The following is a 14,923-nucleotide window of genomic DNA, read 5'->3' on the forward strand; positions in this document are numbered from 1 at the left end:
GGGCGGCGGGGGTGCCGGCGGTGGCGGCGCGGTTGCCGGTGTCGTGCTGCTCGGCGCCGATTGTGTTGTTGTCGCCGATATTCCTTCGTTGACGACCACGGCGGCGGGGTCGGCCGGCAAGGTGTCATGTCCGATCAGCGCAGCCGATTTGCTCAACGTGGGCCCGGCGGCCAGGATGGCCAGCACCGACCATGGCATCGGCAGCGGTGAGGACAGTCCCAGCGCCGTGGCGGCCGAGGTGCCGCCCTGCTGCTGCGCCGGCGCCAACCCGTAGCGCACCCCGGCGTCGGAGACCCACCACAGGGTTTCTTTGGCGGGTGAGCGGGGATCGGATCCGGTGGTCTGCACGAAATACCCGGAATCGGGCGGGGCATACATCGACACCCCGGGCCGCGATACCAGCTCGTGGCGCCACATGCGCTGCTGCTGCTCGCGCAGCGGCAAGCCGGGCAAAAACGCCAGCGCGGCCTTGGCCTGCTGTTCACCGGCCCGCTTGACCCACTGCCAGCAGGTCACCGGATCGCTCAACGCGGGCGCGGAGTGCAGCGGCTTGTCGGGGAACATCGACACATCCAGACCGGGGGCGGCGGCCGGCAAATGGGCCACCACGTCTTGAGACACCGTCGGCGCCACCTGCGCCCCATAGGCGTTGGTGTTGCGCAACACCGACGCCAATACTCCCGAGATGGGTTGCACCCCGTCGCCCAGCGCCACATACCACTGGTGCGATTCGGCCTGGGGCACCCGGATCACCGATCCGACCACCACCCCCGGGGCGACCGGGTACGGGGTGGGCGACCCGGCCCCCGGGATGGCCGGGGATTCGATCGGCCGGCCGGCCGGGATGGTGTTGAACAGCTGCTCGCTGATGGTGTCGATGGTGGGAAACCGCTGCAACCCCAGTCCCAGGACCAGTGCGCTGTCGGCGACATTGATCCGGTGGCGCATACCGCCGTTGAGCAACCAGGTGGCCCCGTCTGGTCCTTGGACGATGCGCGCCGCCGACGGGTCTTGGCCGATGATCTGCTGCTGGTCGCTGGCGATCACCGCGGTCTCCACACCGGGCCGCGTGGTGCCGGGGTGGTTGATGACGTCGCAGACCGCCCACACCGAGTCGGTTTGGGCGGGCTGAAACACCCGACCAGGCGCGCCGGGAATCCCGACCAGGGGGCCGCGCGGCATGCCGGCCACCTCGGCGGCCTTGACCACCGCGGGCCGGTCCGGTTTACCGGCGATCAGCTGGGCGGACACCAAATTTATTGCCGGATGCAGTTTCCCGTCGATATCGACGAACAACTCCATCGATTCGCGCGCTTGCACGATGCGGGCATCGCCGCGCAGTCCCTGGGGTTTGAAGTAGGCCAGGGCCAGCGCGCCGCCGGCGATCAGCGCGGCGACCATGAACCCGGCCATCAAGGCCTGCACGACCGAGCGGGCCGGATCGTGGCGCATGGAGGTGTCGAACCGGGTCAATGCGTGATTGAGCCGCGCCACCAGGAACTTATGCCCGGTGACTTGCAGTTTGGTGGTGGGAACGAACGGCGACAACTTATCGGATCCCTTCGCCGGCTTGGGATTCGATTTGGGCCACCACCTTGCTCAGCGCCGCCGCCATGTCCGGTTCGCGGATGGTCATCAGCGCGGCCTCGTCGAACACCTCTGGCGGGTTTTCGTCGTTGCGCAGATCACGCAGGTCGGCGGCGGCCTCGAGCACCTTGCGCACAAAGCGCCCGTTGCCGTAGAAGTCGATCGCGCGGTGGTTCTTCACGGTTGCGGCGGCGAGCTTTTCACAGGTGGAAAGCAGCGTCTGTGCTGCGCCCGGGTCGAGAATGTCGTCGCGGCCGGCCGCCAACACCTGAGCGATCTCCACCAGCTCTTCGGGACTGTAGGTCTCGAACACGAAGCGGTGCGCAAACCGCGATCGCAGACCGTCGTTGCTGGCCAACAACCGCTCGATGTCGGCCTCGTAACCGGCGAAGATCACCACCAGCCGGCCACGCTGTTCTTCCAACGCTTTGAGCATTTCATCGACGATCGCTTTGCCGAACTGATCTGTGCCCCCGGCTCCTTGCGGGCCCACCAGGGCGTAGGCCTCGTCTAAGAACAGCACCCCATCGCGGGCGCGCGCCAAAGCTTGGTGCAATCGTTCTTCGGAGTGCCCGACGTAGGGGCCGATCAGCTCGCGCCCGGACAGCTCAACCACGTTGGGTTTGGCCACGATCCCCAACCCGCACAAGATCTTGGCGATAATGCGGGCCACCGTGGTTTTGCCGGTGCCGGGCGGCCCAACGAACACCATGTGATTGGCCGCTTCGGGTGTCTTCAACCCGATCTCGCGGCGTTTTTCGGCCATCCGCATGCGCGCCCGGAAGGTCTTGATCTGCTCCTTGAGAGTCGCCATCCCCACCTGGGCGTCGAGCTCCTCGGTGGCTTCGGCCAACAGCTTGGCGCGCTGTTCGGCGGCACGTGTCTCGGCGAGCTGCTCGGCATCAGGCCCGGAGGCCGGGTCCCACGGGTCGGCACGGGCGGCCAGCACCTCCGGTGTGGTAAACCGCAGCCCCACGCCGGGATCGGCGATCGCCGCGGCCACCTCCGGCGAGGGGGATTCGGCGTTAACCTCACGCAACAAGGCGATCGCGGTGTCTTCCTCGCCGCGCTCGCGGGCCAGCAACGCCAAAAACCACTGGGCGGTCTGCTTGGCCGACGGAAACTCGCCCGCCGAGTTCTCCGCGTCGGCCAGGTAGCGTTGGGCGGCGTCGATTTCCCCCAGATGGGCATGCGCGACCCCGACCGCGACTTTCACGGCGATGCTCAAGAACGCGTCACTGCGGAATTGGTCGTCGTGGCCGGCCAGGGTGGAGATCACGTCGGGCCAGCGTTGGGCGCGGTAGTACATGGCGGCCTGCACCCAGCGCGAGAGCCCGCCCGCTGGGGCTTCCTTGAGGGTCTCTTGTGCCTCGTGGTAGTCGGGGGGGTTGCCCATCGCCAGCATCCGCACCAGCGCCAGGGTCAACACGCCGCGGTCATAGATTGGCTGATCGAGGGCCACGATGCCCATGCCGATGTCGAACTTGGGCATGAAGTATGCGGGGCTGACGCCGAGCCGGATGATCTCGGCGTGCATGTTTTGCCGGCAATTCCAGGCGCGGTAGACGATCTGGGATTCGTTGTCGCCGCACAGCATTCGGCCCAGCCATGCGTCACACATCTGCGGATCGGTCTCGCTGGCCGTGGTGAAATAGCGCAGCGCCTGCTCGGTGTTGGGCCGACCGCCACCTAGCAGGCCGAGTGCTGCCGCGCCGGCGTCGAACAGGTCGCTGGCTTCGCTCATTGCGGGTACCTGTCGGCGAAGGTGGCGGCTTCCATTTCGCGATACTCCTCGGGGGTGGGCAGCTTTTGCACGCCGCGGTAAAAGCGATCCATCCGATCAGGGTTGCGGCCTTGCGCCTCAACGCATTGCAGCGAAAACAGCCGCAGCTCCATGCGGTATTTGGCCCGCGCCAAGCCTGCGATGGTCACGATTTCTTTGGCCAGTTCGTCATCGCTGGTCAGCGCGTCCTCGTCGAGGAACAGGCCGGACACTTGGCCGCGGCCGTTGCAGCTGACACCCACCGATCCGGCCGGGTTGAACACGGTGAATTCGCGCCGGTAAAACATTTCGGTGTCGAGTTCGTCGCCGCCGGCCTGCTCGCGGTCGATTTCACTCACCTGAATGCCCCTGTCTGCCATGGCTATTCACCGGCTATCCCGTTGATCGTGTTGGCAATCGTGACCAGCTCCTCATCCTGCGGGTCGACCTCCAACCCGACATTGGCGTATCGCAGCGCCGCGCCCGGATCGTCGGCGTGGCGCGCCGCGAGCTCCCGGCATGCCCGGCAAATCAGGTCCCGCATGCCGGGCAGATGCGGCACAGCCCAGGATGGCGGCTGTGCGCCGAACAACGGGACCGCCACCATCTCCACCGCTTCGATCAGTGCCGCGGTGTCGGCGCCGGACGGGTCCACGCCGACCAGTTTGGTAAAGCGGCGCCAGTCGGAGTCGATGTCGATCCGGTATCCGGCGTCGGTCAGCACCGGGTTGAGACCGCGGCGACGCATCTTGCTCATCGCCACGTGGAAACTCTTGTGCCGCTCGGCCCCGTAGAGCACCTGGCACAGACGCGCGGTGGGGATCGGCCCATCGAAGCGGATGACTCCGACGATCTGCTGTTGCATCGGCTGCAGCTGCTCCCCGGCCGCGTCGGTGACCTCGAAGCGCCCGAACACCCGCAGCCGCGCACCGCAATCCGCCGCCCCGCTACGGGCATCACCGTCGACGGGCGCCGCATCGGCGTCCTGCTCGGCGAGCCCATCACCACAGGCCGTCGGGCTACCGGTTGACTCTCGGAGTGCTTCGCCGATCGGGGTTTTCAGTGGCCGCACCGGCCACGACGTCCCCGCAGCCAACACATCAACCCAGCCGCTGTGCCCATCCACGAGCGGATCGGCAACCACCACGGTGGCATCGGGGTTAGCACTCAACCGCGCACCGGCCACCGCCGACTCATCACCGGCCGCGCCTTGCACCTGGGCCTGCAACAACCAGTTCGCGATCAACGACTCACGACCACTACACGTCACACCGATCTCGTCGATGGCCAACGCGTTGACCGCAACCACCTGCGACTCGGCCACGCCGACCACCACCAGCACCGGATCCGCCGACGCGTCACGAAGCCCCGGCTCACTGCCGCGCGGCGCACGAACCCACCCGGCCGCGTCGGTCTCCCAGGGGGTCGGCAACGGTCCCGGCGATGCCGAGAACCGCACCGCCACCCACTGCTCGTCGGCGCAGACCACCACCGCCCGCGACGACGTCAACGAGTGCACACCGCCGATGAGGCGCCGCACACCGCCGGCCAGGCAGTCGGCCACCAAATCCGCCGGCGTCACACTCATTGCACACCCAATTCCACGTCGAGCTCGGGCACCGCGGCGCGGGCCGCGGCCTCGCGCCGCTCCCCGAGCACCTCGTAACACTCGCGCAGCGCCGACATGAACAATTGCTCGATCTGCGCCGGGCTGTAGCGCCCCACAATGCCCTCCATCCACAAATCGGTCAGCGCCCCATAGCCGTCGATTTCGGGCATCAAGTTCGGCTCATCCGGCGCCGCCCGGCGCACCCGCAGATCCTCGAACGCCGCAGCATGCACACGACCCAGCATCTCGCCCAGCTCCCGGCCGCGCGCCAAAAACCGCTCCACATCCGGATGAAATGCCACCGCAACCCCTCCTGCTATGTTTCGGTGGGCCGGGGACGGCGGCGCTGCCCTGCCACAGCTTCCGACACTTCGGGCTCGTCTTTGACCAACGGCTCGTCAGGAAACCACTCCGGATTGCGCGCCAGCTCCTTGTCCGAGTCACCGCCAGCGCGTCCCATCGGCATCATTCCCATCGGCATGCCACCCATACCCCCACCAGAGGTGGACGGGGGGCGCGGTATCGATGTCGGTGCCGTCGGCGGTGGCGGCGCGGCCGGTGATCCCGGGGATAGTTGTTCGGGCAAACCGGCCGGCATCGTGCCACCAGCACCCGCCCCGCCGCCGGCGGCGCCGGCACCGCTGCCCAACAGGTCACTGCCAGATCCCAGGCGGCTCAACGGATTACCGGACGCAGGCTTGCCTAGTCCGCTTAGCGGCGACCCGCCGCCAAGACCCTGCCCGAGCTGGCTGGCCGCTTGGCTGGCCTGCTGGCCGACCTGGCCCAGCGACTGGCCGGACTTGCTTAACGCCTGCCCGACCGCGTTGGCCACCTGGGAGGGAACGGTCGTCATCGACGCCATAGCGTCCTGCATGGACTTGCCCGTCGTCTCCCCCAGCGCCTCGGCCGGTGCATCGCCGGCCTGCTCGGCTGCCTGCGGATCATCGATGCTGCCCAGCCCGTGGGCGGGCTTGTTGGGCAGATGCGGGTCACCGTCACCGCCGATCCGCGGCGAATCCCCGGGATGCTGCACGTCTTTGACCCCAGCCGCGCCCTGCCCGTAGCGGGCCATCGTCATCACCGACTGTTCTTTGAGCTGCGACAGCTTGGCTTCTTCCTCAGCGGCCTTAGCCGCGGCCGCCGGATCACCGGCCGCCGCCCGGGCAGCCGCATTCAGCAACGCCTGCTCGGTCTGGCGCACCTGCACCGCGCGCGGGTGCGCGCTGACCGCATCACGATGGAACCCGCCCAATTGGCGAACATTTGACGCGTGTGAGCTGGCCGCTTCCCCGGAGGCGTGCATCCAATCGCCGAAACCCAGCAAGCGCTGCGACAAGCTGTCCCCGGCAGGCCCCGCCCACGACGCCGGCAGGCCTGACCCCAGCGTGCGGAACTCGCTGCCGACCGTGCGCAGCTGCGCTGCCACCCCATCCCAGGCCGCGGCGTGGCCTTCGAGGCCGCCCGCGCCCGCACCAGTCGTCAGCGCGTCATCGACCGTCGCCGGGTCGGCCGGAACGCTGGCCAGCGCTGCAGACACATCAACCGGCACGTTGGGAACTTCCACAGCCGGGGGTGAGGGGATGTTGATCGCGCCAATCGCCGCCCCTGCCGCCGCGGCGGCCGTGGAGCCGTTGATTTCGGCCGCGCCAGCCTCGTCGGTGACCACATAGCCGGTCAAGGCAGCGGTGACGGCCTGGGCTCCTTCGGCCAGCCGCGTGATGCCGCCGGCCAGGTGACCGCTGAGTTTGGCCGAATTGACCGCCGCCCGGTTGGCGGCCGCGACCGACACAGGGTCCGAGCCCGCCGGCGGTGCTGGTACGATCCCGGCTGGGGCGGCCAGTGCGGCCGCGGCCGCGCTGAACGCCGCGGCGAGCCGCGGGCCCACCTCGGCCGGGTCGACACGTAGCTCAGCCACCTCTAGCCGACACCACCGGCCATGACGCCAGCAGCGCCGTCGTTATCAGTGTTCTCGTAGCCGACCGCAGCCGACACGAGCTTGTCGCCCATCTGCGTGTGCTGATCGGCCGTCGCCGCGGTCCGCTCGCTCACGCGGCCAAAGAATTCCGGCAAGCACTGCGCGACCGGGGCAGCGACAACGCCGTTGCAGCGCACGATTTCCGCTTCGGCGTCGGCCAACCAGGCCTGGCAGCGGGCACGGTAGTTGTCGTAGTCCGACGCGGTGTCGCGGTTGATGGTCGCGGCTTTCCGCAACATCGCTGGGTTGATCGAAATAGGTGCTGAACTCATGCGGTAATACTCTTTCAGCGAATAGCTCTTTTCAACAGGCCGAACAGGACGGCGATGGAGGCCAATAGCGGCGCACCGCCTCGCACAGACGATTCGCCGCACCCGCTGAGCCGACGTTTCACCCAATCTCCTCCTCGTCACAAGGGCGCCGACCGCATGTACTCTACACTATGATCCTTCGGCAAAGTACTCTCTTTTCACGATTCGGGAGGATGCGGTGAACCTGTGCACCCATGAGTCTTATCCGCGCCGGGTCCGCCGCATGAGCCGCCGCGTCCTGCGCGGATTCAGCCCGCAAGAATTCGCCACCGCCCGGATCCGCGCCGGCCTCAGCGTGAGCGACCTCGCCCGCATAGCCAATGTCGCTGTCAGCACCATTCACCACTGGGAAGCCGGCACACGCTCGCCACAGATCGACATCCTCGCCAACGTCATGACGGTGCTGCACGCGCCGATCGAATCCGTCGTCCTTATACCCACCAATCACCGCTACCCCAGCGACTGGCGCGCCATGAAAGGGCTCACCCAACCGCAACTCGCCGCCGCAGCACACATGCCCACCGCCACCATCCAGCGAATCGAACGCGCCGACTACCCGCTCTCGGACAAAAACGCGCAGACCATCGCCAACGTTCTCAGCATCAGCGTCGAGGAGTACAAAGCCGCCTACCAGCGGGCCCGCAAAAGGCCCGCTGGCACCCCACCGTGAACCCATCAACCCCCTCCAGAACCGCTCGACTATTCATCACCTTTTGCGCGTTCGACCAACCATGCGTCAAACGCCGGTCCCACCGCGACATCACGGCCTACCGACATAGTCCGATGTAGTCCCGTTACCAGTCTCACTTCGTCTCACGGCTGCCGTAGATTTGACGTGTGGAAACTGCCCTCAAAGCGCTCTTGCGCGAGCGGCACCTACACGAATATTTGGAGTTCGTAGCCGAATACCGGCGCATAGCAAGAGATTTGGGCCTACCGCGAAGCGCAGAGCCGCCCACAAAGGCCACCTACTACCGCTGGCTCAGCGGCCAAATACGGGAGCTCCCACGCGGATACCATTGCCTGGTGCTCGAACAAATGTTTACCGGCTGGACCGCAAGAGAGCTATTCGCGCGCGCCGAACCGCGCCGCGGGCGCACCGCAGACAGCGGTTTGCTCGCGTCGATCCCACCCGCGGTCGACCCACCCCACCTCGTCGGCCTGTGGGTCACGGCGTTCATCTTCGACAACCTCCACCACGTCGACCTAACCACGATCACCATCGCGAACAACGCTGTGACAGCGCGTAACTCGCCGCCGTCCCCCCGCACGGAAGGCCACGCCGTCGGATTCCACAACGACATCAGCTTCTCCCTATTCGGCCGACACCTCATCGGACAATGGCCCGCACCAGCGACCGATACTTCTACGGAACCATCCACCTGGCCGTGCTTCCCGGAGAAACGGTCCTCGACGGTTTCCACACAGCCGTCCTCACCGACACCCAAGTAACCACCGGCCCATGGCGATGGGTCCGCGTCGAACCACGATCAACTCAAGGAATCGACTTGTCTGCCATCACGTTAGGCGAACCGCGCCGCCTCTATAACGTCATCGCCGACCACGCCCACTACGGCCCACCAATCCCACTTGCCCAGTTGACCGAGGAGTCGCGGTGAACGTGCACAAGGTCGTCGACACCTATCTGCAAGCATGGATGGACCAAAACCCAGACCTCATCGTCACCATCTTCACCGACGACGCGACATACCACGAACGCGTATTAGGGGAACCGATCCGCACCCAGGCCGGAATCCGCAACTACTGGCAGACCAAGGTCGTCGAGCAACAGGCCAACATCGAGGCCAAATTGCTCAACCTCTACCTCGCCGAGAACACCGACACCACCACAGCTATCGCGGAGTGGGAAGCACAATTCGATGACCTCGTTGAGCGCACCCGCAAACGCATGCGCGAAGTCGCGATCCTGGAGTTCGACGGCGATCGGATCGCTCGACTACGCGAGTACTGGGCATCCCAGCGCCTGTAGTCGGCTGTCACCGAGCCTGGCACACCCTGCGCCTCGTTAGAACCGGTCTTCAAGCAAGGGCTTCGCCCGCCCGTAGGAACGAACGCGCGCGCCGCCGCAACACAACGCCGTGGGTTCTCTAAGCCACCGACATGCGCGATACTTTGAGAGTGGATGTGGACGTGGACGCACTGCTGCAGAGCGCGCGCCGGCTGCTCGGAACCATGACGCCAGCGCAGCCTGGCACCATCAACTGCGGCCCAGACAGCATGCCAACACCTGCCAGCTGGAGCGGCGACACCGCCCAGCAAGCCGCCACGGCAGGCGCCGAGCTCGATCAACACCGCGACCAGCTGAAAGCCGCCTACCAAGCCGCCAGCAGCACGATCACCGAGGCCAACAAGATCTCACGCGAGGCACACACAAGCCTGCGCGCGGTCGAAACCGCGTGGGACAGCGACAAGGCCGCCGCCGGCCCCTACGCGAACACCGCCGAAGGCCAGGCCGCATTGCTCAAGGCCGGCCAGCAGCGCGTGCAGGAAGCCACCCAGATCATTCACACCGCCGCCGAGCAATTCCAAAACGCCTCCCAACGAGTCAGCGCCGCAACCGCTACCCTGCCAAACGCCGGGAAACCCGGACACTCACGCGCCACGCCGGCTGGTTTCGGCGACGGCGGCCAAACACCGAAAGACACGGAAGGGCGCACATCCAAACACCCGCTTGACCTCGCCGCCATCCAACACCTGCCCCCCAACCAGCCCGGCCCCTACGGCTACATGCCCATCGCGGACGGCGTCTGGGTACCCGACCCATCCGTTAACCAGCTCCATCCAGGCATGGTTGGCTCCGCCGCCAAATACCCGCTCGACCTCGCTGACCTTCGCCCACTGGCACCCGGAGAGCTCCCCAGGTACGGCGAGAAGCAGCTGGTGCCTGGCTGGGCCGTCCCCGACCCGACTGCCCCTGGCTACAGCCCCCACCCGCCCCGACTCCCGCTCGACCTGCAAGACATCGTGAAGCTGCCGGCCGACGCACTCGGCCCCCGCGACTACATCAAGCTTTCCGTCCTATCCGATGGCTCCGCGATATGGGTGCCCGACCCCCACGCAACCCACTAACCACAGCCGAGCCCGTGAGCTACCCGAATATATGCCTATAGGCATACAATCGTTGCGTGCCTCGGGATGCGGAGCATCGGCTGGCCGTTGAGGCGGCCGGCCAGTGGGGCATGTTCACCGCCGCCCAGGCCACCCGCCTCGGCCTGACCCGGGTACGACTAGCTCAACTGACCCGCGCCCAGCGGATCCTTCGCACCGAAACCCGCGGCGTATACCGATTCCCCGGCACCCCCGAACACACCGTGCTCGACGCACTGCGCACCACCTGGCTATCCCTGCAGCCCAACACATTCGCCGCCGAGCGGCTGCGCAACCTGCACCACGGCGAAACAGACGCAGTCGTTTCCCACCTGTCGGCCGCTCACTACATCTTCGAGCTCGGCTCACTGCAGCCCGACAAGCTCGACTACACCATCGCCTCCCCGCGGCGAACCAACAATCCCTGGGTCGAGTTCCACGTCGCCGACTCCTGGCCACCCACATGGCAGCTCGTCGACGGCCTACCAGTCACACCCGTTGCTCAGACGATCGCCGATATCTACCGCGACGGCATCGACGCCGGCCATTTCGGCGACATTGTGCGCGATGCGCTGTCTCGCGCGATGGTCGACGTGCGCGCGATAACCGCAGAACTCGATCCACTCACCAGCGGTCACGGTCGCGACACCATCATGCACGCCCTGGCCGTCGTCGGCGCCCCCGACAGCATCGCCGCAGGCAACGAACTCCTGTTCACCGGGCGCCGATGAGCTGGGCCGACGAGTACACCTCCGAACGAGCCTTCTGGGTTGCCCTGCGCACCCGCGCCGCCCGCCAAGCCCGCACCGAGCGCACCCAACCCTCACATGAACTATTGCGCCAGTTCGTAATCCAGCGATTCATGGCACGACTCTTCACCCCCTCCCACACATCCTGGGTTGTCGCCGGCGGCATAGGGATGCTGATCCGAGTACCGGGCGCGCGAGCCACCCGCGACCTGGACTTGACCACCACCGACCCGCACAGCGGCGAACGCCAACACGTGCTCGACGACCTTGCCCCGCACACCGGCGTAAGCGAGCTCGACCCGTTCGCGTTCACCATCGACGCCGACGAACCGTTCACCGGCGTCATGCGCGGCACCAAACTGCGCGTGACCGCCACCATCGGGGCCGAGCAAGCCGCGATCTTCGGACTCGACATCGCCGCCGACGCGGTCCGCATCAGCGACATCGAGCACAACCGACCACAACCAGTCGTCCCCGGCATACGCGGCCTATCCCCCATACCGGCCATCCCGCTATTCCCGCTCGCCAGCCAAATCGCCGACAAAGTCATCGGAGTCACCTTCCGCGACGACCAGGGCCGGTCCGCCAACCGCTACCGCGACCTGGTCGACCTCGCGCTCTACGCCGGCGACGTCGACGTCGACGCCGACCAACTCCGCGAAGCCCTCCGCGTGAGGGCGGCAGCTCGAAGCCAACCCCTGCCAACCCACATCGAGATCCCCGAAACCTGGGAAACCCCGTATCGCCGCGTCGCCGCCAAGACAACACTGCAGCCGGCCTTACACAACGCCGCCACCGCCGCAGAGGCCATCGGTGCCTGGCTCAACCCAGTGCTGTCCGGGGACCTCGAAAGCGGATACGTCTGGGATCACCAATCCGGGGAGTGGCGCCACGCCCGCGAACCAGCTGCCCGGCACGGCCGGGTATGGGTGCGGCCGCACATGCGCGACGGCCGCCCGATCACTGACTATTTCCGTCGCCGCCCTCGCCACTAAACGGGGCATGTCGGGTCAGCGAGCATCCAAATTGCGTGCACGGCACCGCTTTCCGAGCGGCGGCGTGTACGTTGTTGCGCCACAGTTTGCACACCAGTGGCTGCGATGCATGACGCCGCAGTCGCAGTGCGCCGTGCCGACCAAAGCCGTGCCCGGCCCGAACGGGACGCCGCAACTCCAGCAGTGGCGCGGTGGGATTTCTTCATAGCCCTGCCTGGTCCGCCGCAACACCACTCGATCATAGTGACCCAGGGGAACGTACGTTCGACGGGAATGGCCTCCGCTCTTCGCTTCGGCGGCCGGGGCGGGGTTAGTCGGATTCCGCATCCTCCAGCAGCGCTTCCACTGCCCCCGCGAGCTGCACCGCCGCACACGCCCATTGAGCGCCGGAGGCTTGTTTGAAGCTCAACAGTTCGGCACGAAGGTCGGCAATCGCCGGCTCGCTCACGTGGGGCACCCATGCATTTTCTCGCAGGCTTGCAGCCAACGTCCATTCGGATCTGCGTGCCGACCGCATCGTCGGGCCGCCGCGGAGCAGACCAAAGCGTTGCTCTTTACGACCTGTTGAGCAGACACAATTGAGTGACTTGCGGTTTCGGTAGCCCCTCGTACGCTCCCAACGTGCGTGACATCGAGACGATCGACTCGGAGCTGCGGCTGGTCGCCGCTGTGCGGCGCATACTCATCGAGCTGGGCGAGCCGCTGCCCGACATCAAGCGGATGGACGAACTCCTCGACGAACGCTGCGCACTGACATGCTCCCCCCGCTCCACATTAAACCCCCTGAAAGGGCCGCTTCCCGGCTATTAACGGCATGCCCTGCGCCGAAGAGGGACCGGTGAAGAAGACACGGGCATACGCTTCCCGTCGTGGCTCAAACGAACCTAGACAAAATTGTCGCCCGGCTCGCCGCACAGACCACCCGACCCGAGGCGACCACCCAGGGGGACATCTACGCTTTGCTGACCCAAGCCGACATCGGGCTGCAAGACGACGACGTCGTCAAGCTGGAAGCCCCGGTGGAGGATGGCACCCGCCGCCGCATCGACGTCGAAATCGGTCAATGCGTCATCGAGGTGAAAAAGAGCCTATACGCCGCTGATCTGGCGAAGTCGGAGGAGCAACTCGGCGGGTACGTGAAACAACGATCCGAAGCGCTCCGGCGCTACGTCGGCATCCTCACTGACGGGTCCGAGTGGCGGCTATATCACCTCCATGACGGCCTCCTGGAGCACGTCTCGACGCACAAACTCAACAAACAGAACCCCGACGCCCAGGAGCTGTTGGTGTGGCTGGAATCGGTGATGTCCACGCTGACGGCGATCAAACCGGTTCCGGTGGAAATCGAGCGAAGACTCGGCGCCGAATCCCCCGCGCACCAGCTCGACGCCGCCGAACTGCAGGCCATCTACCAGGCCAACGCGGACAACAAGGAAGTCCAGCTCAAACGGCAGCTCTGGGCGAAACTGTTGCGGACAGCGCTAGGCACCGAGTTCGTGGACGACGAACGACTATTCATTACCCACACCCTGCTGGTGACCACCGCTGAGCTAATCGCCCACGCCGTCCTCGGTTTCGACGTGGGACCACTGGGCACGCTGACCGCCCGCCAGATCACCAGCGGCAGTGAGTTCGCAAACGCCAGGATTCGCGGCGTGGTGGAAGCCGACTTCTTCGACTGGGTGACCGACACGCCCGCAGGCGAGTCATTCGTCCGCAACCTCGGACGTCGCATCGCCCGATTCGATTGGGGTGCAGTCGAACACGACGTACTCAAGATTCTGTACGAGTCAGTGATCGTCAAACCCGTCCGGGAGCGGCTCGGCGAGTATTACACCCCTGACTGGCTCGCGGATCGGATGGTCGATGCGTTCATTGCCGAACCGTTGAACTCCGTTGTCGCGGACCCGAGTTGCGGTTCCGGCACCTTTCTGTTCCACGCAATCCGCAAGTACCTCGCCGTTGCCGACGCAGACGGAGTCCAGACTGATGAAGCCGTACAGCAGGCCACCCATCACGTTGTCGGCATCGACGTACACCCCGTTGCGGTAACCCTGGCCCGTGTCACCTATCTGCTGGCGCTTGGGCGCGACAACATCAAGTCCCCGACCCGCAAGGAACTGACTATCCCTGTCTACCTGGGTGATTCGATCCAGTGGAAGCAAGAAGCGGATATCTTCGGTGCCGAGGTCGTTCGCGTCCGAACCGATGAGAGCGACCTCTTTGGGGATCAAGGCGGCATGTTCACCCTCGACCTATGTTTCCCGCGCAGCGTGCTTCAGGACGCAACAGGGTTCGACTACCTGGTCAGTGAGATGGCGGACAAAGCGCTCGACACCGCCCCGCAGAACGCAGGTAAGGCCGCCGCGACAATCCTCAAGAAACGGGGTATCGCCCCGGACAGCAAGGATGGGCAGGTGCTGAAGGAGACGTTCTCCAACCTGTGCACACTGCGTGCGCAGGGCCGCAACCACGTGTGGGGTTACTACGTGCGCAACCTCATTCGCCCCCTCTGGTTGGCGGAGGAAGAAAACCGCGTAGACGTGCTGATCGGTAACCCGCCATGGCTGCGGTACAACAAGATGACATCCTCGATGCAGAAGAACTACCGCGAACTCGCCCAACCACGAAATCTGCTGACCGGCGGACTCGGCGCGGCAGCACGTGACCTTTCGACTCTATTCGTCGTGCGCGCCGTCGAACTTTACCTACGGACAGGCGGATCATTCGCCTTCGTGATGCCGCACGGCGTCACTCCTGTACCTCTTCTCTTGCAGGCGCGAAGAGTGCGTCTGTGGTAGGGATGGGACGGGAGCCGGGGTGACGG

At 65.9% G+C, this 14,923-nt stretch carries 16 protein-coding genes; 8 read left to right on the forward strand and 8 right to left on the reverse strand.

Going from position 1 to position 14,923, the window contains the following annotated elements:
- The 7 genes from eccB to AWC14_RS11095 form a co-directional block, all read right to left on the reverse strand.
- Positions 1–1,548, reverse strand: a 1,548-nt coding sequence (gene eccB / locus AWC14_RS11065) for a type VII secretion protein EccB (RefSeq protein WP_142281667.1), incomplete at its 3' end; no start/stop codon positions are given.
- Position 1,549: 1 nt separating this feature from the next.
- The gene (gene eccA / locus AWC14_RS11070) at positions 1,550–3,331 is read right to left on the reverse strand and encodes a type VII secretion AAA-ATPase EccA (protein WP_045375020.1); all 1,782 of its coding nucleotides are present in this window, start codon (positions 3,329–3,331) and stop codon (positions 1,550–1,552) included.
- Complete coding sequence (locus AWC14_RS11075) at positions 3,328–3,708, reverse strand: YbaB/EbfC family DNA-binding protein (protein WP_231113839.1); 381 nt, start codon at positions 3,706–3,708, stop codon at positions 3,328–3,330. Before AWC14_RS11075 ends, eccA begins: the two co-directional genes overlap by 4 nt.
- Positions 3,709–3,731: 23 nt before the next feature.
- Positions 3,732–4,937 carry a hypothetical protein gene (locus AWC14_RS11080; RefSeq protein ID WP_045375017.1) on the reverse strand — a complete coding sequence of 402 codons (1,206 nt, stop codon included), beginning with the start codon at positions 4,935–4,937 and terminating at the stop codon, positions 3,732–3,734.
- Positions 4,934–5,260 carry a hypothetical protein gene (locus AWC14_RS11085; RefSeq protein ID WP_052425501.1) on the reverse strand — a complete coding sequence of 109 codons (327 nt, stop codon included), beginning with the start codon at positions 5,258–5,260 and terminating at the stop codon, positions 4,934–4,936. Before AWC14_RS11085 ends, AWC14_RS11080 begins: the two co-directional genes overlap by 4 nt.
- Before the next feature lie 14 nt (positions 5,261–5,274).
- A complete protein-coding gene (locus AWC14_RS11090) occupies positions 5,275–6,873 on the reverse strand; it encodes a PPE domain-containing protein (protein ID WP_045375014.1) in 1,599 nt (532 codons plus the stop codon).
- A 2-nt stretch (positions 6,874–6,875) separates the two neighbouring features.
- Entirely contained in the window at positions 6,876–7,331 is a 456-nt protein-coding gene (locus AWC14_RS11095) for a type VII secretion target (RefSeq protein WP_142281668.1), read from the reverse strand.
- A 136-nt stretch (positions 7,332–7,467) separates the two neighbouring features.
- Here AWC14_RS11095 and AWC14_RS11100 point away from each other — a divergent pair, with 136 nt between their 5' ends.
- The 6 genes from AWC14_RS11100 (at position 7,468) to AWC14_RS11125 (ending at position 12,096) form a co-directional block, all read left to right on the forward strand.
- Positions 7,468–7,914 carry a helix-turn-helix transcriptional regulator gene (locus tag AWC14_RS11100; protein WP_045375005.1) on the forward strand — a complete coding sequence of 149 codons (447 nt, stop codon included), beginning with the start codon at positions 7,468–7,470 and terminating at the stop codon, positions 7,912–7,914.
- A 670-nt stretch (positions 7,915–8,584) separates the two neighbouring features.
- A complete protein-coding gene (locus AWC14_RS11105; protein WP_045375002.1) occupies positions 8,585–8,863 on the forward strand; it encodes a hypothetical protein in 279 nt (92 codons plus the stop codon).
- Complete coding sequence (locus AWC14_RS11110) at positions 8,860–9,234, forward strand: nuclear transport factor 2 family protein (RefSeq protein ID WP_045375000.1); 375 nt, start codon at positions 8,860–8,862, stop codon at positions 9,232–9,234. The genes AWC14_RS11105 and AWC14_RS11110 overlap by 4 nt, the downstream gene beginning before the upstream one ends.
- Before the next feature lie 149 nt (positions 9,235–9,383).
- A complete protein-coding gene (locus AWC14_RS11115) occupies positions 9,384–10,334 on the forward strand; it encodes a hypothetical protein (RefSeq protein ID WP_052425499.1) in 951 nt (316 codons plus the stop codon).
- A gap of 56 nt (positions 10,335–10,390) precedes the next feature.
- Complete coding sequence (locus AWC14_RS11120; RefSeq protein ID WP_235215832.1) at positions 10,391–11,083, forward strand: type IV toxin-antitoxin system AbiEi family antitoxin domain-containing protein; 693 nt, start codon at positions 10,391–10,393, stop codon at positions 11,081–11,083.
- Positions 11,080–12,096: a nucleotidyl transferase AbiEii/AbiGii toxin family protein gene (locus AWC14_RS11125; RefSeq protein WP_045374997.1), complete on the forward strand. Its 1,017-nt coding sequence runs from the start codon at positions 11,080–11,082 to the stop codon at positions 12,094–12,096. Before AWC14_RS11120 ends, AWC14_RS11125 begins: the two co-directional genes overlap by 4 nt.
- A 310-nt stretch (positions 12,097–12,406) precedes the next feature.
- On the opposite strand, the gene AWC14_RS28980 is transcribed toward AWC14_RS11125, so the two are convergent.
- Positions 12,407–12,544 (reverse strand): hypothetical protein, encoded by a 138-nt coding sequence (locus AWC14_RS28980; protein ID WP_162835647.1) that lies wholly within the window; start codon positions 12,542–12,544, stop codon positions 12,407–12,409.
- 173 nt (positions 12,545–12,717) lie between these two features.
- Between AWC14_RS28980 and AWC14_RS11130 the strand changes: the two genes are divergently transcribed.
- Both AWC14_RS11130 and AWC14_RS11135 read left to right on the forward strand, forming a co-directional pair.
- A complete protein-coding gene (locus AWC14_RS11130) occupies positions 12,718–12,906 on the forward strand; it encodes a hypothetical protein (protein WP_045374994.1) in 189 nt (62 codons plus the stop codon).
- Between the two features lie 59 nt (positions 12,907–12,965).
- Entirely contained in the window at positions 12,966–14,897 is a 1,932-nt protein-coding gene (locus AWC14_RS11135; protein ID WP_249026328.1) for an N-6 DNA methylase, read from the forward strand.
- Positions 14,898–14,923 lie beyond the last annotated feature (26 nt).

It is taken from the genome of Mycobacterium kyorinense, assembly GCF_002101735.1.
GTDB lineage: Bacteria > Actinomycetota > Actinomycetes > Mycobacteriales > Mycobacteriaceae > Mycobacterium > Mycobacterium kyorinense.